The sequence below is a fragment of the Lottiidibacillus patelloidae genome, from assembly GCF_002262935.1.
GTDB classification, from domain to species: domain Bacteria; phylum Bacillota; class Bacilli; order Bacillales; family SA5d-4; genus Lottiidibacillus; species Lottiidibacillus patelloidae.
In genome coordinates, this window is sequence record NZ_NPIA01000010.1 from 50,042 (window position 1) to 73,368 (window position 23,327).

A 23,327-nucleotide genomic window follows, 5' to 3' on the forward strand; every position below is an offset into this window, starting at 1 on the left:
ATGAATGTAATCATAGGGCAATATGTACCTGGAAAATCGGTCATTCACAAACTAGATGCTCGTTCTAAAGTTATTTTTACATTTGTCTTTGTTTTTATTGTTTTTTTAGCCAACAATTTTATTACAAACATATTATTATCTTTATTTATCCTCTTCACAGTATTTCTTACTCGCATTAATCTCTCATATATATTTCGTGGCATTTTGCCTATTATTCTCATTAGCTTAATTACATTTATCATCCATATATTTTCGACTGAAGAAGGAAAGGTAATCGCATCATTTATGCATTACAATATCCATGAACAAAGTTTATATAACGGTATTATAGTAGCACTACGCTTACTATATATTTTTACGATGGCATCACTGTTAACATTGACGAGTACGCCACTAGAGATTACAGATGGGATTGAAAGGTTATTAAAGCCTTTAAAAAGGTTTAACCTACCTGTGCATGAACTTGCTTTAATGATGGCAATTTCACTTCGTTTCATCCCAACAATGATAAAAGAAACCGAACGGATCATAAAAGCACAATCTGCTAGAGGAGCATCTTTTACTTCTGGTTCAATGAAAGACAGATTTAATGCGTTAATACCTTTATTTATTCCACTATTTATCGGTGCATTTAAAAGAGCAGATGATTTAGCTATAGCAATGGAAGCAAGAGGGTATAATGGTAGTGGTGGAAGAACAAAATATAGGACGTCGCTGTGGACGCTTGCGGATAGCGCTGCGCTCATTATAACGGCCCTACTAGCAATTGTATTAGCGATATTTAAAACTTACTAGGAGTCACATATGAGCAGAATAAGGATCACTATTAGTTATGATGGATCAGCATTTTCAGGATATCAAGTTCAACCAAATAAGCGAACTGTTCAATTAGAACTTGAAGATGCTTTAAGGAAAATGCACAAAGGCTACGATATAAAAGTAACGTCTTCTGGAAGAACAGATGCAGGAGTCCATGCAATCGGTCAAGTATGTCATTTTGACTCGAATTTAATCCTTCCAATCGAAGCGTGGAAAAAAGCTCTAAATGCCCTATTACCTGATGATATTCACGTTAGCAATGCAGAAGACGTAGAGGACGAATTCCATGCCCGCTTTTCAACTACTGGCAAGGAATATCGCTATAAAATATTACTAAGTAAAGATCCGAATGTCTTTCAAAGAAAATATATGTATCATTACCCATACGAGCTTGATATAAAAAGGATGGAGGAAGCGGCTAATCTATTAGTGGGTACACATGACTATTCTTCTTTTTGCGCAGCTAATACAGATGTTAAAGATAAAGTAAGAACAATTTATAGCATCCTAATTAGCAAGAAAGATAATGAGCTAACGATATCTTTTAAAGGGAATGGATTTTTATATAATATGGTGCGAATCTTAGTTGGGACTCTTTTAGAGGTTGGTAATGGGAAAATAAAAGTTTCCGAGATGAAAGAAATAATTGAAGCGAAAAACAGAGCAAAAGCAGGTAGAACTGCGCCAGCACAAGGTTTATATTTATGGGAAGTTTTCTATTCGTAAAGAAAAAAATATAACAACTTAGCCAGTGTATCATTTTCCCTTGACATTACCTATGCACTATTATATTATATGTTATGGTATTTCTTTAATTCACTTCTACCCCGGAAAGTGTTTTAATAAATAACAACAATTACGTAAAACGTATATAAAGTTTATTATTATTTGAGGAGGGAAACACATTGCGTACAACATTCATGGCAAACGCTAGCACAGTTGATCGTAAATGGTATGTTATCGATGCAGAGGGCCAAACATTAGGTCGTTTAGCAAGTGAAGTAGCATCTGTTTTACGTGGTAAGCATAAACCAACATTCACTCCACACGTTGACACTGGAGATCACGTGATCATCATCAACGCGGAGAAAATTCATTTAACAGGTAAAAAGTGGTCTGATAAAGTTTACTATCGCCACAGTGGACACCCAGGTGGATTAAAGCAACAAACTGCTCAAGAGTTACTTCAAAAGTTCCCAGAGCGTTTAATCGAATTAGCTGTTAAAGGGATGCTTCCAAAAGGTAGCCTAGGACGTCAAATGGCTAAAAAGTTAAATGTATACGTTGGTTCTGAACACAAGCATCAAGCACAAAACCCAGAAGTTTACACACTTCGTGGTTAATTAAAAGGAGGTAATCGCTTTGGCTCAAGTACAATATTACGGCACAGGCCGTCGTAAAAGCTCTGTAGCTCGTGTACGTTTAGTACCTGGTGACGGACGCTTCATTATTAACGGCGCTGACTTTAATGAATATTTTCCTAACTTACCAGCTTTAATGGAAATCGTTAAGCAACCATTAACTGAAACTGATACATTTGGTAAATACGACGTATTAGTAAACGTTGATGGTGGTGGATACACTGGTCAAGTTGGTGCAATCCGTCACGGAATTTCTCGTGCTTTATTAGAAGTTGATCCTGAATACCGCGCTTCATTAAAGCGTGCTGGATTCTTAACTCGTGACGCACGTATGAAAGAGCGTAAGAAATACGGTCTTAAAGGTGCACGTCGTGCTCCTCAGTTCTCAAAACGTTAATCTATCGCTTATTCAAGACTCTCAACCTATATGGTTGGGGGTCTTTTTTTGCGTTTAATTAGTAAAAATGCATTTAGAGGAATCTAATTAATCCAGCTATCCTTATATATTATTAAATATTAAATGATATATTTAATAGATAGGAGAGTGACTTATGAAACGATGTGAGTGGTCAACTAGCGAAGAAATATATGTGAAATACCATGACGAGGAATGGGGAGTGCCTGTTTATGATGATCGGCTTCTTTTCGAAATGTTAACATTAGAAGGGGCACAGGCAGGGCTAAGCTGGATAACTATTTTGAAAAAAAGAGAAAATTATAAAGCGGCATTTGATAATTTTGACGTAAAAAAGATAGCTAACTATGACGAAGAAAAGGTACAAAGCTTGTTAGAAAATAAGGGTATTGTTAGAAACAAGCTTAAAATAAATTCTACTATTACGAATGCGAAAGCTTTTATCGAAATTCAAAAAGAGTTTGGATCATTTAGTAAGTTTCTTTGGGAGTATGTAAATAATCAACCAATAATAAATAACTGGACAACTATAAACGAATTACCAGCTAAAACAGACCTAAGTGATAAGCTAAGTAAAGATTTAAAGAAACGTGGATTTAAGTTCGTAGGTAGTACAATTATTTATGCTTATTTGCAAGGTGTCGGTTTAGTGAATGACCATATCGATTCTTGCTTTAGAAAAAGTGAGAGTTGAGAAAAAGGAAGATACTAATAAAGACAGGTGAAAAAATATCACCTGTCTTTATTTTAAATTAATAGTAATAGGGCTGGTTAGTCCTATTTACTAGTTTCTACCCATTGATCAGACCACTTTTGTAATTCAGTAAAAATAGGCTCTAACTGACGACCTTTTTCTGTTAATGAATATTCTACCCGTACAGGAACTTCGGGATAAATTTCTCGAGTTACAATTTCTTCGACTTCAAGTTCCTTTAATCGCTCTGATAATAGTCTTCCGCTAACTGGAAGAGCTGCATCGATTTCAGAGAAACGTTGTGGTCCTGATAAGAGTTGATAAATAATTAATCCAGTCCATCGCTTGCCTAGCAACTGCAAGGCCTTTTCAATCTTTGGTCAAAGGTTTTGCATACGAATCACCTCACTAGCTATATTATACAACTTGTTATAACTAATTGGTATTTTACAATATAAAATTTGCGCTTGACGCACCTATAATTATTATTATATACTAACTTACGAAAAGTAAGTGAAGTGATAATAAAAAATATAAAAGGAGGAATTTATAGTGCCATCTTTTTTCATTAGTCATGGGTCACCAACATTAGCAATTGAAAAGAATGAATATACTGACATTCTATCTAAAATCGGTTCATTGCATAATCCAAAGGCTATTGTTTTATTTACAGCGCATTGGGAAAAGCGAGTTACGACAATTTCATTTAAAGAAGATAAATACGATACAATTCATGATTTTGGTGGTTTTTCAGAAGAGCTCCACAACGTAACATATCCTGCTAGTGGCTCGGTTGAAGTTGCAGCAAAAGTTGAGCGATTATTAAATGATCATAATATTGAATCGGACCAAGATGGAGTAAGGGGTCTTGACCATGGATCATGGGTTATTTTAAAGCATATGTATCCAGAAGTTAATATTCCTATCGTCCAAGTTTCCGTTAACCCTGATTTGTCTCCAAAAGAACAATTTTCAATTGGCGCAGCGCTAAGAGAATTAGCAAATGAAAATATATTAGTAATTGGTAGTGGTGGGATTTCCCATAACTTAGGTTTAATTAAATGGGGGCAATCATATCCAGAAAAATGGGCAACTGAATTCGATGAGTGGATTATTGAACAAGTGAGAGAAAGAAAGTATGAGCAATTATTTAATTACGATAAGTTAGCGCCACATGCACAACTTGCCGTACCGAGGGCAGAACATATCGTTCCACTTTTTATTGCTTTAGGTAGCGGTGATGTTAAAGAAAAACCGAAAGTCATGCATCATAGCTATCAATATGCAACATTAAGTCATATTATTTTTCAGTTTTAAATATAGCTACTAGTAGTAGGTATATTTTTTTAACTAAATAGTTACTAAAAGTAACTAACTAACAATATATAATAAGAGGGGATAGGAAAATGAAAAATAATTATGAAATAAGCTTATTAGTAATTCGCTTAGTATTGGGCGTAACATTTGTACTTCACGGAATTGCAAAGTTTGAGATGGGCCTTACAAATGTAGCGGGCTGGTTTGAAAGTATCGGCTTATTTGGATCATTAGCTTATGTGGTAGCTTTCATTGAATTATTTGGAGGAATCGCATTAATTTTAGGGTTAGGTACTAGAGTTGCAGCTTTTATAACCGGAAGTGTCATGGTGGGAGCAATCGTAACAGCGAAATTATCTGCTGGATTTTTAGGTGGGTATGAGTTAGATATAGCATTACTTGCGATGGCGATAGCTTTAGTAGTAAGTGGTAGTAGAATGTTTGCAATGGAGAGCAAGCTTTTTAGTGAAAACGAAAAGATTACTCCAGTTTCAAATCATTAAAATAAAGGAGGTGAAAGCTAACATGGCAGAAATCAAAATTTTAGATAATGGTCCATTGCAGGTGATTGGCGTTACATTGCATGATGGGGAAGGAAAAGAGATGGATACGAAGGACACGGTATTCCTTTGTCGCTGTGGTCTTTCCGCAAATAAGCCATATTGTAATGGAGCACATAAAGATAAATTTGAAAGTGAAGTTAGAGGATAAGCAAATAAACAAAGAATGGACATTAATAACGACTTGTCCATTCTTTATATTTGTAAGATTACTCACAGCCCTCTTTTCTTTTGAAAAGCATATTTTCCTTGGCTCGTGAGGACGTGCAATAATGTCGACCACGGACTGAGATTAGGTTTAGGTGCTTTTCCTTGCCCCATTCTTTTTAATTGCTGACCATACCATCCCATCTCAATGATCGGTAAATTGTTATCTATCAAGGAGAGACCAGTTTTAATCGGCTTATCTTGTAATGGTTCATATGTACCATTAAAAACTTTATTAGGTAAATCGGGTATTAATGTAAAAGGTCTAGCAATTCCTATCATATCGACAGCGCCACATTCGATTGCTTCGTTCATGGCAGAAACTGTTCGAAATCCCCCGGTAACGACTAAAGGAGTGTTAATCAGCGTTCTTACTTTTTCTGCGTAATGGAGGAAGTAAGCTTCTCGCTTTTTAGTACTCTCTTTTTTAGACGAGCCCATCATCGCTGGTTGCTCATAGTTACCACCAGAAATCTCAATTAAGTCGATGCCAACTTCAGAGAGTTTTTTTACTACTTCCATTGATTCTTCTTCAGTAAAGCCTCCACGTTGAAAGTCTGCAGAATTCAGTTTAATTCCTATTGGAAATGCATCTCCGACTTGTTCACGAATCTCATGATAAACTTCTAAAACAAAGCGCATTCTATTTTCTAGCGGGCCTCCCCATTGATCGTTCCTTTGATTGTGGTAAGGCGATAAAAATTGGTTAATTAAATAGCCGTGGGCTGCGTGAATTTGCACACCTGTAAAACCGGCTTTTTTTGCAATGCGTGCGGAATTCCCAAAGCGCTTAATAAGGTCTTTAATTTCTTCTTCCGTAAGAGCCCGTGGGGTGTTAAAGAAGTTCTGCAATTTCCCAGTCAAAGGAATACTACTCGGAGCAACTGGTTCATTACTTATCATCTTTGGTGATTGCTTCCCAGGATGATTAATTTGCATCCAAAGCTGCGTTTCGTTTTCTGTCCCGGCTTTTGCCCAGTTTTTAAGCATATCTAGGTCGCGTTCATCTTCAACGACGACATTTCCAGGTTCACCTAGTGCCTGACTATCAATCATGACATTCCCTGTCACCGATAGACCGACACCACCTTCTGCCCATGTTCGATATAAAGTAATTAAAGAAGCGGTTGGTTGATGGCTTTTTGATCCTAATGCTTCGCTCATCGCTGATTTGAAAAATCTATTCTTAATAGTGATCCCGTTTTGTAAAATAAGTGGCTTTTCTAATATCGATATCCTGTTCAATTTATTAACTCCTCTTAGATAATGTATTAGCCGTATTTGTATGACATGGTGAAAATAACCTTTGTAACGCCATTATAAAGTATTTTGTTACTAATAAAAAAACCAGCTGGACAATTCCAACTGGTTAACTAGTCTAATCTTTCAAAATCACTTTCTAATACCTGCGCAGTTTCAATATCGTACAACCCTGTAACAAGACAATTTTTAATTAGTCCAACCTTTGCGTGGTGGAAGCCATCGGGGTAATGAATCTGTACAACATAGATCATGCGATTAGGTGAAATATCATGACTAATCGAATCTGGACTATACATTTGCTGATACATACTATATGTCATTACTTTTGCTAGTTTAAGTTTCCCATTATTTTTCTTTAATGATTCAAAGCTAATAATGTCATTTACCTTAAAGTTTTTATAATCTACTTTGCCGATGTTCGCTTTAAAGTAAGGATCTGGGTTTGAATTTAAAGTGAAACTGTCTGCATTAGGTTCGTTTTCCTCTGTAATTACTCCATCAGAAGTTACTCCAGAAACAATCGGAAGTATAACACGATCTTTGTTAATGATTTGTTCCTTAGTTATTAATGGCATCTTTTGCACTGAAATTGCCGTTGGATCGTCTTTAATAGCACTGTAAACAACATTTCCGATACTAAGAAAGAGAGCGAAGATAGTTATACAAATGATTTTATTCTTCATAAAATATCCTCCTAAACGTCCATGTTACTAGTATTCTATTCTTTACGCGTTTGGAAAATCCTTCTAAAAAAATAATTCTTTCCAAAATATGCAATGATGGTAAGATAAAAGTTAGATAATTGTTAAAGAGGTGTTCGGAAAATGGAAGTTGCAATTCAATGTGAACATGTAAAGAAAATCGTTACTAACCTTGAAAAACAAGAAATGATCTTGAAAGTAGAAACATTTAAAGTGAACAAAGGAGAACAAGTTGTTTTAATGGGACCGAGCGGCTCAGGGAAAACTACTCTTTTGCATTTGCTTGCAGGATTAGAAAAGCCTTCGTCAGGTCGGATAACTATTTTTAACGAAGAACTATCGCAGTTATCAGAAAAGCAGCGCGATAGGTTTCGAGGAAATCATATCGGAATTGTTTTTCAAGAGTTTCAATTATTTCCTTATATGAGTGCCATGGAAAATATATTAATACAGAATCTAGCTTCTACTAAGTTTTCGGGAAGAGAAGCGAAAGAAAAAGCAGAACGATTGTTACAAAAGTTAGGTTTAGCCCACCGTAAACACTCGAAAGTTTCGTTATTATCAAAAGGGGAACAACAACGAGTAGCGATTGCAAGAGCACTTTTACACAAACCAAAGTTGCTGTTAGTGGACGAGCCAACTAGTAGTTTAGATGTGAAATCTGGAATGGAAGTCGTCGCCCTTCTAAAAGAAATCTGTACAGAAGAAAAAACGACACTCCTATTAGTTACGCATGATCCAACAGTTGCAAATGAGTTTGCTAGAGTAGAGAAGATGGATAACCTTAATGAAATATACGCAAAGATGTTAAATGAGGTAACAAAATGAATATAATAAAATTTTCACTTAAAAGTATTCTTGGCAGGAAAACGAATACGATATTTACAGCAATTGCTATTATGATTGCAGCGGCACTAGTCTTTTCTGTCATGATGATTTTTGAAGGATTAGATAAGGGCATTAAGGATCAAGCTGGTTCTTATGATATTGTTGTTGGTGCTGAAGGTAGCCCGATGCAATTAACGTTAAATAGTCTATTATATTTTGATAAACCGCTCGGTAATGTTCCATATTCACTTTATGAGGAACTTCGAGATGATGAAAGAGTACTCCGGGTTGTTCCTATTGCCCTTGGCGATTCTTACGAGTCATATCCAGTTATCGGGACGACGTTGGAATTTTTTCAGCCGTTTCGTGAAGGGTTACAAGAGCGCTTTTCACTCGCAGAAGGATCATATTTTAAATCTACCTATGAAGTAGTTATTGGTGCGAGCGTTGCTAGAGAATTAGACTTACAAGTTGGAGATCATTTCCATAGTAGCCATGGCTTTGAAGGAAATAATGAACACGACGAAATGGAGTATATTGTTACTGGTATCTTGGAACCAGTTGGAAGTGCTGATGATAAAGGTATTTTCACATCAATTGAAAGCGTATGGCATGCTCATGAAGAAGAAACAGGTGAAGAGGCACATACGGAAGAGCACGAGGATGAAAAAGAAGTTACCGCAATTCTAGTCAAGCCCCAAATGCTTGGGTTTGCTCCGGGGTTAAAAGAGGAAATAGATAAAAAAAATGAAATGCAAGCTGTCTATCCAGTCATTATGTTTAGACAATTGCTAGAAACATTTAGTATTGGTAAACAAATCGCAATGTTACTAGCGACAATTTCGATTTTTATGGCAGTTTTATTTATTGTTTTTGCTGTGCTTGGTTCAATGAATCAACGAAGAGGAGAAACGATGATACTAAGGTCACTAGGAGTACCTAGGTATAAAATAGCAACTAACATATTAATAGAAATGTCATTTGTATCATTAATTGGAACAAGTATGGGCTATTTTCTTTCACAAACAATTGTCTTTCTCGTTGGGACATATAGTAAAATGTATTTAGGCTTTGCAATGCCTACGTTTATTATTTCAAGCAATATCATCTATGTGGGTGTATCAATTTTTCTTTTAGCATTAATCATATCTTTCATACCGACACTGTTCCTTTTTAATAGGGATATCGGCCGAAAGCAAGCATAGTAAAAAATTAATTTCAAAGGAGCGCATCATGAAAAAAACAATACTCTTACTTTTAGCCACCACTCTTAGTGCGATTCTTTTAGCAGGTTGTGGAACGGACGTTGCTGAAAAGAAAGAAACAACTGAAGAAAAAGAAAGTGCTATATTAACAGAAATTACTTTTGAAGATTTTTTTACAAAATCAGATTCTGGTGATGGTCAAATTACTGAAAAAATGCAAAGTTTAAATGGGAAAAAGGTAGGGATTATGGGCTATATGACTGAGCTTACACCTATCGATAATCGTTTCATTTACTTAGTACCAACACAAGGAGCGGCATGTCCGTTTTGTTCAGCGGATAACCCAAAATATTTAGAAGCAATTGCTATCTATCCTCCTAATGGAGAGGAAGTGCCATATACAGAAGATGGGCTTTGGGTTTATGGAACGCTTGAAGTTGGAGAAGAAGTTGATGAGGCAACAGGGTTAATTAGTTTATTTCGTATAAAAGCAGAATCAATTCAAATCTATCAACCTAGATAACAAAAAACCTCGAAAGTTTTGCTTTCGAGGTTTTATTATAGGTGAAATTATAAAATTCGTTCGATAAACCAAAAGAAACCAATGATCGCAAGGGCTATAGATGTCCCTTTCATAATGAGTAAATAATTAGCTTTTCTTTGTAGGAAAATTAATGCTGGTAAAACTAAAGCTACTAAAACAATTTGAATGATTTCAATCCCAACATTAAAGCTAAATAACGAAACTGTTAAATGCCCCTTAGGAATATCCATCTCCATTAACAACCCTGCAAAACCAAGCCCATGAATTAGACCAAAAAGAAAAGTTAACGTCCAACGATGATGGACAGTTTTGCGGAAGATATTTTCTACTGCGACATAAACAATACTCAAAGCAATAATTGCTTCTACAATCCATGATGGAATAGAAATGAACCCTAGATATCCAAGTGTTAAAGTAATACTATGAGCAATAGTGAAAGATGTAACAACTTTTAAGTAATCTTTAAATTTTTGTCTAGCAAGTAATAGCGCTAATAAGAATAATAAGTGATCAAAACCAGTGAGGATATGTTCCATCCCTAGAATTAAAAATTGGAGCCAGGCTGCCTTTGCCTCAGTGTTAACAATTTCTTTTCCAGAAGTTTCCTCTTTTACTTCTAATGATAAAGAACGATTTTCTCCCTTTAGTAAATATTCGTTAATTTCTTCTTTATGTTTAACTACTAAAAAATGAGTATATGAAGTTTTATCAGGAGACTTATAGTAAAAATGATCTGTTAATTGAATTGTTTTAGTTCCAGAATCTATGGGATAGTCGATTTCAAACGAAACTACCATCTTATCTCCACGCTTTTCAGTAAACATACTAGTTATGTTTGGCCGCTTCGCTACATTGTTAACTGTCACTTGCAGATTAACAGTCACCCAATCAGTAATGGCATATTGCGCTTCTTTTAATTCTTCCTCATCAAGTTTTTCATCCCCATTCTGGTCAGCAGAAACGGACTCAATGACAGACAATTCATCGATAGAAAAAGACAAATGAATATTTTCATCTTCAATAAGTAGTTCCCCATAACTAGCACTCAGCGGGTGAGCAAAAGTATGAAGTGAAGCAGTTGTTAAAAAAAGAAAAAAACTTGTTATCATGACAGCAATATATTTCAGTAAATTAATAGACAAAAGTTCCCTCTCCTTATATCGATTTAACTCTTAGATTATAAACAAAATATAAACATTTATGTAAATATATCACGAAATATATGCTTTTTTGTGAAAAAATCTAAGTATATATCCTAAATTGTATGTGAATTTACAAAAAATTGATGTTAATACACTAGTATTCTGATAAAATAGAAAAGTACAAAAGTACTATATCTACATAAAAAATAGTAGATTGTGTAATAAAAAAGAGGGGGAAAAGCTTTGAATCGATTTTATAACAAGAATCGTAAGTGGTTCTCAATGTTCATGGTTGTCTTAATGCTACTAAGCATGCTGCCAGCGCATCCACTTACAACACAAAACGTTCAAGCAATAGAAAATGATCTATTTTTCTCAGAGTATATTGAGGGAAGTAGTAACAACAAAGCAATAGAAATCTATAATGGGACAGGTTCTGATGTAGATTTAAGCGAGTACACAATTGAAAGATATAACAATGGAGCAACAGATAGCCCAAACATTACTACTCTTGAAGGGACATTGGTTAATGGAGATGTATATGTCATTGCTAATGCAGGAGCAGACCAGGCAATATTAGATGTTGCAGATATTACTAGTGCCGCAACTTATTACAATGGTGACGATGTTCTTATTTTAAAGCATAACGACACTATTATTGATGTAATTGGTAAATTAGGTGAAGATCCTGGTTCAGAATGGGGAACTGGTGATGTTACGACAAAAGAGCATACATTAGTACGCAAAAGTTCAATCACGTCAGGTGATACTAATGCATCTGATGATTTTGACCCAGCTACAGAATGGGATGGATATGCTCAAAATACGTTCGATTATTTAGGTTCACATTCAGTTGATGCCGTTGACAGCACATTAACGATTGCTGAAGCAAGAAACGCAGATGCTGGAGTTGAAGTTTCTGTAGAGGGAATTGTAACGTTTAATGAAAGCGGTAACAAGATGTACATACAAGATGATACTGCTGGAATTAAGATCGACTCTTATGGTTCAGACCCAGCTGTTGATTTAAGAGATTATGCAGTAGGTAGTAAATTAAAAGTAACTGGTACAATCGGCTCTTACAAAGGAGAACTATTAATTGTTGTTGAATCAGCAGAAAGTATTGAAGTAATAAGCGAAGGTAATGATCTACCAGAAGCAAAAACTATTACACTTTCACAATTAGAAGACCATCAAGGTCAATTAGTAAAAGTTAATGGTGCTATTATTCTAGATACAGAAAGCTATAACTTCTTATTACAAGATAGTTCAGCTTCTGCAAACTTATACCATAAAAAAGCAGCAGATTTTGACACTGCAAACTATGCTAATGGTGAAGTATATGTAATTGAAGGAATCGCTTCAACATACTACGAGAATTTACAAATTACGCTCCTTAATGGTGCAGACATGGTTAACATGGAAGCGATGCCAATATCAATGGCACGTGTAATAGACGAAGGTTTAGAAGTAACAGTTCAAGGTATGATTACCTTTAATGAAAGCGCTACAGCTATGTACATTCAAGACGGTACTGCTGGAATTAAAATTGACACATATGGAAAAAATGTTGATCTAACACCTTTCACTGCAGGTAGTATTGTAAAGGTGACAGGTAATATTGATGCTTTTAGAGACGAACTGGAAGTAAGTTTAGAAGATATAGCTAATATTGAAGTAATTAGCGAAGGTTTAGAACTTCCTGAACCGATTACAATTACATTAGCTGAACTGGCAGACTACCCAGGTGAGCTAGTAAAAGTATTAGATGTAACAATTAATGAATTTAAAAAATATTCCTTTGCAGTAGAAGATAGCTCAGGTGAATCAGAGTTATATCATAGTAAAGCAAATAATTTCGATTCAGCTAACTACAATGTTGGTGAAGTTTATGACATTATTGGCCTTGGAAATAATTATTATGAAACACCTCAACTAAAGCTTCGTGACGGAGCAGATATGATTGTACCAGCAGCTGAAGAGACAAACACAACAGATATTGCTGCTGCAAGAGTTTTAGATGCAGGTACAGAAGTAACAGTTGAAGGTATAGTTACACATACAGAAAGAGACACGTTAATTTATATCCAAGATGCTACTGCAGGTATTCGAATTGATACGTATAGTAGTAAAGTAGATTTAAGTGGCTACAATCTTGGAGACAAAATTCGCGTTACTGGTATTATTGGAGAAAATAACGCTGACCTACTTTTAGATGTAGCTACAGCAGATACAATTGAAGTAATTAACACTGGTAATGATTTACCAGAACCAGTATCAATCACTATTGACCAAGTTGCTGATTACCAAGGTTCATTAGTAAAGTTAGACTTAGTACAGCTTACTGATACGTCAGACAACTATAGTTTTTATGTGACGGATATGGAAGATCGCACAACTGCAGTATACTTTTCAAAAGCGGAAAACTTTAATAAAGCAGACTTTATTGAAAATCGTTTTTACAGCGTAATTGGTATTTCTGCAGCATACAAATCACCACAAGTAAAATTACGTGATGGAGCGGATATGACTGAGCAAGAAGCGCCAGTTGATCCAAATGCGAAGTTACCATTAATTTATAACTTAAGCCCAGCGAAAATGTCGTCTACAAAAGATGTAAAACCAACAATTTCTGCAAAATTTGAAGAAACTGAAGCAGCAATTGACTGGACATCATTCGTACTACATTTAGATGGGACAGATGTAACAGCAGATGCTTCAGTAGATGCTGAAAACTTTACATTTACTTATACACCTGCAACTGACTTAGCATACGGCGAACATAGTTTATACCTTGAAATTGCTGATGTAAACGGTCAAAAAGTTAGTGTAATATCTCATTTCTATGTACAAAAAGACAGTGCTGAGTACAATTATTACTTCGGAGTACCACATGCACATACTGGTTTCTCTGATGGTAAAGGAACTCCTGCGGATGCATTTGAATATGCGTATAACAATGGACTAGATTACTTAATCGTAACTGACCACTCAAACTGGTTAGATGATGGGCGTTTAGCTGAAGATAAAAGCGAATTTATTGGAGAAGCAGGATCTGAATGGCATGAAACTGGAGAAATGATAAACGCGTTTAATGAAGCTCATGCAGGTGAATTCCTTGCAATGCGTGGATTTGAAATGACATCTTCTAGTTGGGGACATGCTAACGTTTGGAATTCTGAAAACTATGTAGAAGCGAAAAAGCAAATGACGCAACTTGCGGATTTCTACAACTGGTTAACTGAACAAGAAAACGTAGTAGCAGCATTTAACCACCCGAACTGGCCAAGTGATTCATTTAACGACTTATCTTATGTTCCTGAAGTAGACCATATGATGAGTATGATTGAAATAGGTAACGGTGCACCACCATACAGTTATGCACGCGCGGAAGAACATTTCTTCAAAGCAATGGATAACGGTTGGCACGTAGGTGCAATTAATGGACAAGATAATCACTCAACAAACTGGGGTGACCCAGATAACTTAACTGCAGTAGTTGCAGAAGATTTATCAAATGAAGCATTTATGGAAGCTGTTAAAAATCGTCGTGTTTACTCGACTGAAGCTCGCGATACGAAATTACGCGTAAAAGCAAACGGTTTCTGGATGGGTAGTACGTTAGAAGTTGAAGAAGGCGAAGCACTTGAATTTGATATCTGGGTACAAGACAATGATGACCCAATCGACCAAATTCAATTAATTACTAACGGTGGAACGATCATTGACACAATTATGGCTGGTGGAGCAACTGAGTTTACTTGGAATCCAACAGTAACTCCTGAAAAAGGTGCTAACTGGTATGTAGTAAAAGTTATCCACTCAAATAGTAAGTGGACGACAGCTTCAGCAATCTTTACTGCTGCTGGAGAAAATGATGTTAAATTAACAGGTTTATTAGTAAATCCTGATCCGAGCTTACCAGGAGCAGAAACAACTTTAACTGCACAAATTAGCAACATGGGTATCCGCTCTGTTGAAAACTTAGAAGTTAAATTTTATCGCTCTGAAGTAAGTGAAGAGAACTATATCGGAACTGGTACTTTAGGATACATCGCTCCAGGAAAATCTGGTGTCATCGATGTGGCTTGGATTCCAGAAAAATCTGGTCAAGATCGTATTATTGCAGTCTTAACTGAAATTGAAGGTGTAACTACTGTTACAGAAATGGCTAAAAACGTAAAAGTTGTTAGCTCGAATGGAAAGAAAGTATTAATCGATATGTACCATAAAAATTATGACGCTCCTGGAGCAATGAATGACTTCATGGAATTATTACGTCGTAATGGATATTCTACAGATCTTAATAATGCGCCATTTACAGCTGAATCATTAGCTGGATATGATACGCTAGTAATCACTACACCAACAAAGCTTGCAGATAACTTATCTGCTGACGAAATGAAAGCAGTAAGCGATTGGGTTCAAGCTGGTGGTTCATTAATGTTATCAGCAAAATCTAATTATAGCTTTGCAGATAACGGAATGCTTAATGGTTTACTAGAAGAAATGAACTCAGGTATCCGTATAAATAGTGATAACGTATACGAGCCAAACACTTCTGAATACTACAGTGGTGGTATGAAGTGGTCAGTATATGCATACACAATGCCTGATACACCTTTAAGTAACATCAATGATAATATGGAAGCACTTCGCTTCTTCTCAAGTTCTTCATTAGTTGATGAAAACTTACAAGCGTTAACAAATGACCTTTCAACAGGATTGGAAATTTTAGTTGCTGGTAATGAATCTTCTTACAACTACAATGTTGCTGAAGGATATTACACGTATAATGAAGCAATTGGTGGAGAAGATGATGAAAACCAAACTTCTGGTGACAATGGTGAAGCAATTCCATTAGTTGCAAAAGAATTAATTGGTGAAGGACGTATTATGGTTGCGGGTCGTCACTTCTACTCTGATTATGAAATTGTTAATGATGTTAGTAACACGTCATTCACTTTACGTGCAATTGATTGGTTAGCAGGTTATGACCGAATTGAAAATATTGGTGATGTTCGTGAAACTGCTGAAGAAGGAGATATCGTAACAGTTCAAGGTGTTGTTACAGCTCCAACAGGAGAATTCTTTGATACTGTTTACATTCAAGATGAAACTGGTGGTATCGCACTATATGGTCCACAAGGTAAAGATTTACCTGTAGGAACAGTTGTAATTGCTACTGGTGGAGTAACATTCTTCGAAGGTGAAATGGAATTAGCGTTCGAAGACTTTGATATGGAAATTCTTTATGTAGGTGAAGGTACGATCGTTGAGAAGAAGATTGTTGATTCTTCAGACGTTGATGCTGGAACTTACAACGGCCAGTTAGTACAAATGACGGGTACAATTACTGAGATTAATGACTCAGGAAGTTATATGCTAGTTGAGGACTGTTATGGTGATGCTTACATTCACACTGATGGTTACTTACCATTAGGGCTTGACCGCTTCGAAGTTGGCGATCAAATTGATGTAGCTGGTATTGCTTCTTCCGGTGCTGCTGGAAACCGTATCCGAGTACGTTTTGCAGAAGACTTAGCGATGAATACTAGCGAAATTGAATGTGAAGTTGAGGAAGAAGAAGCTCCGAAAAAAGTTACAGTAACTCCACAAACTGTAATTAATAGTGAGAATAAGGAAATGACAGCAACTATAAGCGCTGACGATGTAAATAAAGTGGCAGACGGTGGTACAGTTGTCATTAATCCTGAAAATGCAAAAGATCAAAACAAGTTAGTAATTAACTTGAAAAACGATCTACTTGTTGAGTTAAACAATAGTAATGCTACACTGCAAATAGGTAAAGGTGATTCTTCTGTATCAATTCCTGCTGCTATCATCGCACAACTTTTAGCAGCTGCTGGATCGGCAGATATTACAATTACACTTGAGAAGAAAGTAGCAGAAGGTGCTTTAGGTGCTGTTTATGATTTCACCATCACAATTGGCTCTACACAAGTAACAGATTTTGATGGACATGTGATTACTTTATCATTTGAAGTAAATCAAGAGCTTATCACAGATGTAGAAGCTACAGACATAAAAGTATTCTATTATAATGAAACAACAAGTGAATGGGAGCTTGTATCAGGTAGTAGTTATGATTCTTCAACTGGTTTTGCGCAAGCAAATGTAGGACACTTTAGTACATTCGGTGTCTTTGCAAACAGTGATGATGAAACTCCAATTAATGCTGGAGAACCAGAATTACCTAATACAGCAACGTCAATGTATGATATGTTACTATACGGTTTTGCACTATTAGTAATTGGTGCTGTAATCTTCGTAGTAGCTAGAAGAAAAAATAGCTTAGCATAGTAAATAAAAACCTCTCTTGAATTTTCAAGAGAGGTTTTTTTATGCGCAAAAAATCAAACAACAAAAATGTTACTTCTTTGTATGATGAAAATAAAATAGGAAGACAATATAAGGAAAGGGGTGAGAAGCTTGTCTGTAGTTACCACTTTTCAAGAAAGAAAAAGACAAAAACGCTTACAGTATGAAAAAAAACTTTTGCGAGAACTATCATTAAAAGTTTTGCAAGAACATGTAAAAGAACAATTCAATCCTTATGTGCATCCCACATATGTTTATTATTTAGCAATTGAAGATGGCTGCATTGATGTAGCGATAGAATCTTATTTATTGGGAGCCAGCTTCAGCCGCTTCGGACATTTTGGCGAATCGGTAAATGAAGTAAAGGAGCGCTCTTACCAAGAAATGTCGGGCTATATTGACTATTTATATGATTTTATTAATACATGGCTCGGTAAAACGAGAGATATGAGCACAGAAGATTTATACTTTACTTGCGAAAGTTACATAAATTATTGGTGGGAGAAAGGGTTTTTAGAAGGTCTAAAAAAAATCCGACTTCGTTTACATTAAACAAATCATAAAACTTCACCTTGTCCCATATAGTCATATATAGATAGTGTAGTGGGCTAGGGGGGATAAAGGTGAGGAAATGGATAAAAGTTGCCATTGTTAGTTTATCGGTTGTACTTTTATTTCTATTAATAAAGAATCAGTTTTTAAGTGACTTTTCTTGGTCTACTTGGAATACACCTCTTTCTGGAAAAGTTATTATTTTAGATCCAGGACACGGAGGGCCCGATGGTGGGGCAACTAGTAAAGCGGGTGTGCAAGAAAAAGATATTGCACTAGAAATTTGCCTTGCATTACGAGATTACTTACAAGAAGCTGGTGCACTAGTTATTATGACGAGAGAAAAGGACACAGATTTAGCTGATGAAGGAACGGGAAGATTACGGCATCGAAAAAATCAAGACTTACGAAAACGAGTAGAAGTAATAAATGAAACAGGCGCAGACTTATATATAAGTATTCATTTAAATGCAATTCCTTCTGAAAAGTGGAGAGGGGCGCAAACATTTTTTAATCCTAGTATTGAAGAAAATGAAATATTATCAAAGTTTATTCAACATGAAATAAGACGCAACTTAGAAAATACAAACAGATCTGCTAAACCGATTAGTGGCGTCTACTTAGTTTCAAGAGCGAAAATTCCAGGAGCATTAGTAGAAGTAGGCTTCTTATCAAACCACCATGAAAGTGAATTGTTAAAGACGGCACAATATCAAAGAAAAATTGCCGCCTCCATTTATCAAGGTATACTAAGATATAGTACAGATGAAAAAGTACCCTCGGACTAAGAGAGGGTACTTCTTGTTTTATTATGATATACTTATACTAAAGAATATTTACACATAAAAGGCGGTGCTATCATGATTACAGAGGAAAAAGTACTTGAAATATTAAAAGATAAGCAAGATCCATTTTTACATAAACCATTGCTAGAGTGTAATGCAGTTCGTGACTTGAAAATTAAAGATGATTACGTCAGTCTGAAGTTAGCGATTGCGAAACCGGCGACTCCGGAACAAATGCAATTACAAATGGCGCTTGTAAATGAATTGAAAGCAGCAGGAGCGGGTTCTGTTGGTCTCCGTTTTGAACAATATACGGAAGAGGAAATTGCAAACCTATCTGGGGAAGCAAATAAACCGCCTTCTTTACTAGACAAAAATAGTAAGACGACTTTTATCGCTGTTGCGAGTGGTAAAGGTGGGGTTGGAAAATCGACAGTTTCTGTTAACTTAGCAGTAGCACTTGCTAGACAAGGGAAAAAAGTCGGAATCATTGATGCAGACATTTATGGGTTTAGTGTTCCAGATATGATGGGTATAGATAAGCGACCTGTTGTTCGTGGCGAACGCATTATCCCTGTCGAGCGTTTTGGCGTAAAAGTAATTTCAATGGGATTCTTTGTAGAAGATAATGCACCGGTAATATGGCGTGGACCAATGTTAGGTAAAATGCTTAACAACTTCTTTAGTGAAGTAGAGTGGGGCGATTTAGATTATTTAGTATTGGATTTACCTCCTGGTACTGGTGATGTTGCATTAGATTTACATTCAATGCTACCAGAATGTAAAGAAATTATCGTTACTACGCCACATGCTACAGCAGCATTTGTTGCAGCAAGAGCTGGAGCAATGGCTATTAAAACAAACCATACTATTTTAGGTGTCATTGAAAATATGGCGTATTTTGAAAGTAAAAACACTGGTGAAAAAGAATATGTATTCGGTCGTGGGGGAGGAGAACGATTAGCTGAAGAGTTAAAAACAGACTTATTCGGTCAAATCCCATTAGAGCAACCAGATGTAAAAGATGATGAATTCGCGCCATCGGTATACCGTGAATACGATCGCATTGGAAAAATATATGATGGAATTGCTGATAAAGTGATTTCGAAGTTAAATAAATAAAAGCTAACTTAGTTGAAAAGACAGATAGAGTATAAAACCTTCTTAGGTTTTGTACTCTTTTTTATATCGGAAAACGGTATTAGGAAAGAAATGTTAAAATGTAGCTAATGGTAAAATTTTTTGACAGTGAGTGATTTGAATGGTTAATGGGAAGAGTGAAAGTAGTAATCCATACGTAATAAAAGGAATAATGGTTGTTGTTGGCTATCTAATCGTCTTGCTAATTATTAGCTTAGTGGCTAGTGTTGAAATGGGAAGCATGGAGCAAGGGTTTATTATTGTTTTATACGGTTTCTATAGCTTCGTTGAATTTTTGTTTTCTCTAAAAGATGGATTCCCAATTTCTATTAATAATCCGACTGACAATGTTTTTTGGTTATATGTCTTAGTAGGTATGACACTTTATATCGTTACTATCTTTATTAGTCACTATTATTTATTTCAGAAATCGAAAAATAGAGGAATCCTACTAGTTACTGTAAATCTGCTAATTATAGCTAGTTACATATTTTTTGAGGCTAGCATTATTGGGTTTGCAACGGTATAACAAATAACGCTCAGAGCTTAATTCTCTGAGCGCTTTTAGCACCATTCAAAATGAAAATTTATTCACTTTCTTCGGAACCACCTTGGCCTCCGGAATCTTCGCTAGCCTTACCAGATTTAATTACCTCTTCTACTACTTTTGTTAAAATTTCCATAAGTTGTGTTTTATATAATGGACTTTCTAATGTTTCAATGATCACTGTTTGTAAATGCTTACGGTATTCTTTGCTCTTTAACAATTTAGTAAGCTGTTTTTCCATTTCAGGATCTTGTAATATTTCAATCATCGCTTCTTGATAATCAGGATCTTTCATTAAATCTTTTTGAAGTTGCTTGTTTTGTTCCTGGATACTTTTTGCAAATGTTTCAACAAACTTAGGATCCTTAAACTGTTCATTCCAAAACTTTAAGCCATCTTCAGATAGTAACGTTTGTTTAATTGTCGCCTTGACAACGTCATCATTCATAATTAAAAGCTCTTTTGTTTTTTCATCAGCAAGCATTTCTTGCAGTGCTTTCTTTCCTTCATCTGTTTTAAGGATGTCTACGACCATATTTTTCGTCTTTTCGTAATTACCTTCACTTTCTTCCTTTGGAGCACATGCTACGATTAGGAATAAAAAAATACAGGAGAAGAAGAGCAATTTTGCTCTAGCCATAAGCTGAACTCCTTTCACTCATAAATAGGTTACTTTAATATGGGGTGAAATAACCTAATATTATTCATGAATTTCAGCTAAAGGTAGCAATTTTTAAGCCTCATTGGTAAAATCGAATAGGAAAAGTATTTAAAGTAACGGGATGTGAACATTAACATGAAAATAAAAAATTGGATTTACTTATTTTATACAACATTATTACTAGGTGGAATGGTCGGAGTATTTACAGGTGTAATTATAGAGAGAGAACAATACATAAACTTCTTAAGAGAAGGATTAGCTCTTGATATTTTATTTTCTGTTTTTTGGTTGTTCGGCATTTCCTTAATTTTTAGCTTAATTAGTCAAATGGGCTTTTTTGCTTACTTAACAGTTCATCGCTTTGGGTTGGGGATGTTCGGAGCTTTATGGAATCCGGTACAGTGGCTTTTAATTGCAGTAGTGTATTTTGATTTAATATGGCTACGCTATATTAACTTTGCAGAAGGTGAAGGAATCTTACCGTATATTTTAACTGCTTCATTCCTGTTAGTAGTTGGTTTAGTAGTGGCATATGTAAAAAGTAAAGCAACGAATAAAGGAGCTTTTGTTCCTACACTATTTTTCATTGTGGTAGTAACGACATTAGAATGGTTCCCAGTGCTTCGAATTAATGATGCGAAATATTTATGGTTAATGCTATTACCATTACTGGCATGTAACATTTGGCAAGTTCTCATCTTACATCGATTAACTGGAACAACAAAATAAAAATGCTATGAGCTGAGGATTTCTCCTCAGCTCATTTTTTGTATATGAAGTTAATTTTCCTCTTTGCTTTTACTTTCAGCATTAGCAATCATGCTTGATATAGTAGCAAAAGAATGTCCTTTACTTTTAATCTGACTAATAATCTTAGGTAAAGCCTCGGCAGTTTGCTTAGCGCTGTCTGATGCATGTAATAAGATGATATCCCCACCATCTAAATTATTTATCACATTAGAGACAATTTTATCAACCCCAGGATTTGTCCAATCTTCTGAGTTTTTATTCCAGTGAACAACATCAAATTTTAGCGATTCCGTAATATTTAAAACCCTTGTATCAAAATGACCATTTGGTGGTCTTAATAAAGAAGGTCTTTTCCCAGTTATTTTTTCAAAAATCTGCTGAGCATATAAAAGGTCTTTCTTAATTTCGTTATCATCCATTTCTGTATAACTCTTGAAACGGTATCCCATGCTTCCTATTTCATAGCCGCTTTCAACAATCTTTTTTACTATTTCAGGGTGCCTTTCTGCCCAAGAAGCGGAAAGGAAGAATGTTGCATTTGAAATACCTTCTTTCTGAAGAACTTCTAATATAGGAAGAGCTTTTTTATCTCCCCAGCTTATATCGAAAGTAAGTGCTACTTTATTCGTCTCTTCGCTCCCTTGGTATATTGCTTTTGGACCGGTTTTTGTAGAGAATACTGGTTGTTGACCACGCTCAACGAATAAAATGGCAGCGGCAAATAAAGCAGCAATAGCGATAATTAAGTATTGCTTAAACCTTTTCCCATTAATGACAAAAAAGAAATTCATCTTCTATTTCCTCCTCCATACGTATCTACTTCAAACATATGCAACGTAGGACAAGATATGATGAAAAGAAAAAATATTTGTACATATTTTTGGAAAATAAGGCAAACATATGTGAAGAAAAAGGGGTGGTCAAAATGATCGGGTTATTACTAACAGAACAAGAAGGTAAGGAAATGGAGTACTTAATTAAAAGAGAGCTTGAGGAGTTACTATTAGATTTAACGGACCCTCGTATAGATAATGATATAAAAGATGCTATGGAAATTCGTTATCAAATATTGTTTAAAATGCTAGCTAGATTTGGCTCGCAAAAAGACTGCGCAAAGTACATAAGAACAAAAAAGAAAAAAAGGTTGACTGTTAAAAAACAGATGTGATATATTAACTAACGTTGTTAAAAAAGTCGTCTGAAAACATAACAAAAATCATTTATAAAAAAGATGAAAAAACATCTTGACTATAACGTGGACAACCTGTTATTATAATTCAAGTCGACACTAATCGACAGCAAAAATTGTTCTTTGAAAACTAAACGAAACGCCAAGCGAGTCAATCGTAATTCCTAGAGTTAACACTCTAGAAAAAAGGTTCCATACACCTTTCAAAAAAAGATGGAAAATGAGCAATCAAACAAACTATTATGGAGAGTTTGATCCTGGCTCAGGACGAACGCTGGCGGCGTGCCTAATACATGCAAGTCGAG

Annotated in this window: 24 protein-coding genes and 1 rRNA gene; 19 read left to right on the top strand and 6 right to left on the bottom strand. The window is 35.5% G+C overall.

Going from position 1 to position 23,327, the window contains the following annotated elements; all coding sequences use genetic code 11:
• The 5 genes from CIB95_RS14825 (at position 1) to CIB95_RS14845 (ending at position 3,289) form a co-directional block, all read left to right on the top strand.
• On the top strand, positions 1 to 795 hold the full coding sequence (locus CIB95_RS14825; RefSeq protein WP_094926438.1) for an energy-coupling factor transporter transmembrane component T family protein: 795 nt from the start codon (positions 1 to 3) through the stop codon (positions 793 to 795).
• Between the two features lie 9 nt (positions 796 to 804).
• Positions 805 to 1,545: a tRNA pseudouridine(38-40) synthase TruA gene (gene truA, locus CIB95_RS14830; RefSeq protein WP_094926440.1), complete on the top strand. Its 741-nt coding sequence runs from the start codon at positions 805 to 807 to the stop codon at positions 1,543 to 1,545.
• 179 nt (positions 1,546 to 1,724) lie between these two features.
• On the top strand, positions 1,725 to 2,162 hold the full coding sequence (gene rplM, locus CIB95_RS14835; protein WP_094926442.1) for a 50S ribosomal protein L13: 438 nt from the start codon (positions 1,725 to 1,727) through the stop codon (positions 2,160 to 2,162).
• Between the two features lie 19 nt (positions 2,163 to 2,181).
• On the top strand, positions 2,182 to 2,577 hold the full coding sequence (gene rpsI, locus CIB95_RS14840) for a 30S ribosomal protein S9 (RefSeq protein WP_094926444.1): 396 nt from the start codon (positions 2,182 to 2,184) through the stop codon (positions 2,575 to 2,577).
• A gap of 154 nt (positions 2,578 to 2,731) precedes the next feature.
• The gene (locus tag CIB95_RS14845; RefSeq protein ID WP_094926446.1) at positions 2,732 to 3,289 is read left to right on the top strand and encodes a DNA-3-methyladenine glycosylase I; all 558 of its coding nucleotides are present in this window, start codon (positions 2,732 to 2,734) and stop codon (positions 3,287 to 3,289) included.
• Between the two features lie 83 nt (positions 3,290 to 3,372).
• On the opposite strand, the gene CIB95_RS14850 is transcribed toward CIB95_RS14845, so the two are convergent.
• Positions 3,373 to 3,651, bottom strand: coding sequence for a winged helix-turn-helix transcriptional regulator (locus CIB95_RS14850; RefSeq protein WP_332893421.1), 279 nt, complete (start codon positions 3,649 to 3,651; stop codon positions 3,373 to 3,375).
• A gap of 187 nt (positions 3,652 to 3,838) precedes the next feature.
• Between CIB95_RS14850 and CIB95_RS14855 the strand changes: the two genes are divergently transcribed.
• From CIB95_RS14855 to CIB95_RS14865, 3 genes are all read left to right on the top strand, one after another.
• On the top strand, positions 3,839 to 4,606 hold the full coding sequence (locus CIB95_RS14855; RefSeq protein ID WP_094926448.1) for a DODA-type extradiol aromatic ring-opening family dioxygenase: 768 nt from the start codon (positions 3,839 to 3,841) through the stop codon (positions 4,604 to 4,606).
• A gap of 89 nt (positions 4,607 to 4,695) precedes the next feature.
• On the top strand, positions 4,696 to 5,109 hold the full coding sequence (locus tag CIB95_RS14860) for a DoxX family protein (protein ID WP_094926450.1): 414 nt from the start codon (positions 4,696 to 4,698) through the stop codon (positions 5,107 to 5,109).
• A gap of 22 nt (positions 5,110 to 5,131) precedes the next feature.
• A complete protein-coding gene (locus CIB95_RS14865; protein ID WP_094926452.1) occupies positions 5,132 to 5,317 on the top strand; it encodes a CDGSH iron-sulfur domain-containing protein in 186 nt (61 codons plus the stop codon).
• 62 nt (positions 5,318 to 5,379) lie between these two features.
• On the opposite strand, the gene CIB95_RS14870 is transcribed toward CIB95_RS14865, so the two are convergent.
• On the bottom strand, positions 5,380 to 6,618 hold the full coding sequence (locus tag CIB95_RS14870) for an NADH:flavin oxidoreductase/NADH oxidase family protein (protein WP_094926454.1): 1,239 nt from the start codon (positions 6,616 to 6,618) through the stop codon (positions 5,380 to 5,382).
• Between the two features lie 128 nt (positions 6,619 to 6,746).
• Complete coding sequence (locus CIB95_RS14875) at positions 6,747 to 7,319, bottom strand: hypothetical protein (RefSeq protein WP_094926455.1); 573 nt, start codon at positions 7,317 to 7,319, stop codon at positions 6,747 to 6,749.
• Positions 7,320 to 7,460: 141 nt separating this feature from the next.
• Between CIB95_RS14875 and CIB95_RS14880 the strand changes: the two genes are divergently transcribed.
• The 3 genes from CIB95_RS14880 to CIB95_RS14890 are packed head-to-tail and all read left to right on the top strand — an operon-like array spanning position 7,461 to position 9,893.
• The gene (locus tag CIB95_RS14880) at positions 7,461 to 8,165 is read left to right on the top strand and encodes an ABC transporter ATP-binding protein (protein WP_094926457.1); all 705 of its coding nucleotides are present in this window, start codon (positions 7,461 to 7,463) and stop codon (positions 8,163 to 8,165) included.
• Positions 8,162 to 9,370 carry an ABC transporter permease gene (locus tag CIB95_RS14885; protein ID WP_094926459.1) on the top strand — a complete coding sequence of 403 codons (1,209 nt, stop codon included), beginning with the start codon at positions 8,162 to 8,164 and terminating at the stop codon, positions 9,368 to 9,370. The genes CIB95_RS14880 and CIB95_RS14885 overlap by 4 nt, the downstream gene beginning before the upstream one ends.
• A 28-nt stretch (positions 9,371 to 9,398) precedes the next feature.
• The gene (locus tag CIB95_RS14890) at positions 9,399 to 9,893 is read left to right on the top strand and encodes a hypothetical protein (protein WP_094926460.1); all 495 of its coding nucleotides are present in this window, start codon (positions 9,399 to 9,401) and stop codon (positions 9,891 to 9,893) included.
• Positions 9,894 to 9,940: 47 nt separating this feature from the next.
• On the opposite strand, the gene CIB95_RS14895 is transcribed toward CIB95_RS14890, so the two are convergent.
• The gene (locus CIB95_RS14895; protein WP_233144160.1) at positions 9,941 to 11,056 is read right to left on the bottom strand and encodes a HupE/UreJ family protein; all 1,116 of its coding nucleotides are present in this window, start codon (positions 11,054 to 11,056) and stop codon (positions 9,941 to 9,943) included.
• 243 nt (positions 11,057 to 11,299) lie between these two features.
• On the opposite strand from CIB95_RS14895, the gene CIB95_RS14900 reads away from it, so the two are divergent.
• From CIB95_RS14900 to CIB95_RS14920, 5 genes are all read left to right on the top strand, one after another.
• A complete protein-coding gene (locus tag CIB95_RS14900; RefSeq protein ID WP_094926462.1) occupies positions 11,300 to 17,380 on the top strand; it encodes a CehA/McbA family metallohydrolase in 6,081 nt (2,026 codons plus the stop codon).
• A gap of 120 nt (positions 17,381 to 17,500) precedes the next feature.
• Positions 17,501 to 17,950, top strand: coding sequence for a DUF2521 family protein (locus tag CIB95_RS14905; RefSeq protein ID WP_233144161.1), 450 nt, complete (start codon positions 17,501 to 17,503; stop codon positions 17,948 to 17,950).
• 71 nt (positions 17,951 to 18,021) lie between these two features.
• A complete protein-coding gene (gene cwlD / locus CIB95_RS14910) occupies positions 18,022 to 18,738 on the top strand; it encodes an N-acetylmuramoyl-L-alanine amidase CwlD (RefSeq protein ID WP_094926465.1) in 717 nt (238 codons plus the stop codon).
• A 72-nt stretch (positions 18,739 to 18,810) separates the two neighbouring features.
• Entirely contained in the window at positions 18,811 to 19,857 is a 1,047-nt protein-coding gene (locus tag CIB95_RS14915; protein ID WP_094926467.1) for an Mrp/NBP35 family ATP-binding protein, read from the top strand.
• A 139-nt stretch (positions 19,858 to 19,996) separates the two neighbouring features.
• Positions 19,997 to 20,404, top strand: coding sequence for a hypothetical protein (locus CIB95_RS14920; RefSeq protein WP_094926468.1), 408 nt, complete (start codon positions 19,997 to 19,999; stop codon positions 20,402 to 20,404).
• A 58-nt stretch (positions 20,405 to 20,462) separates the two neighbouring features.
• Here the strand turns inward: CIB95_RS14920 and gerD are convergent, their stop codons facing one another.
• A complete protein-coding gene (gerD, locus tag CIB95_RS14925) occupies positions 20,463 to 21,062 on the bottom strand; it encodes a spore germination lipoprotein GerD (RefSeq protein ID WP_094926470.1) in 600 nt (199 codons plus the stop codon).
• 156 nt (positions 21,063 to 21,218) lie between these two features.
• On the opposite strand from gerD, the gene CIB95_RS14930 reads away from it, so the two are divergent.
• Positions 21,219 to 21,812 carry a KinB-signaling pathway activation protein gene (locus CIB95_RS14930; RefSeq protein ID WP_094926472.1) on the top strand — a complete coding sequence of 198 codons (594 nt, stop codon included), beginning with the start codon at positions 21,219 to 21,221 and terminating at the stop codon, positions 21,810 to 21,812.
• Positions 21,813 to 21,862: 50 nt separating this feature from the next.
• Here CIB95_RS14930 and pdaB read toward each other — a convergent pair whose 3' ends face one another.
• The gene (gene pdaB, locus CIB95_RS14935) at positions 21,863 to 22,624 is read right to left on the bottom strand and encodes a polysaccharide deacetylase family sporulation protein PdaB (RefSeq protein WP_094926473.1); all 762 of its coding nucleotides are present in this window, start codon (positions 22,622 to 22,624) and stop codon (positions 21,863 to 21,865) included.
• A 134-nt stretch (positions 22,625 to 22,758) separates the two neighbouring features.
• On the opposite strand from pdaB, the gene CIB95_RS14940 reads away from it, so the two are divergent.
• Entirely contained in the window at positions 22,759 to 23,001 is a 243-nt protein-coding gene (locus CIB95_RS14940; protein ID WP_094926475.1) for a hypothetical protein, read from the top strand.
• 260 nt (positions 23,002 to 23,261) lie between these two features.
• Positions 23,262 to 23,327, top strand: a 16S ribosomal RNA gene (locus tag CIB95_RS14945); the annotation flags it as partial.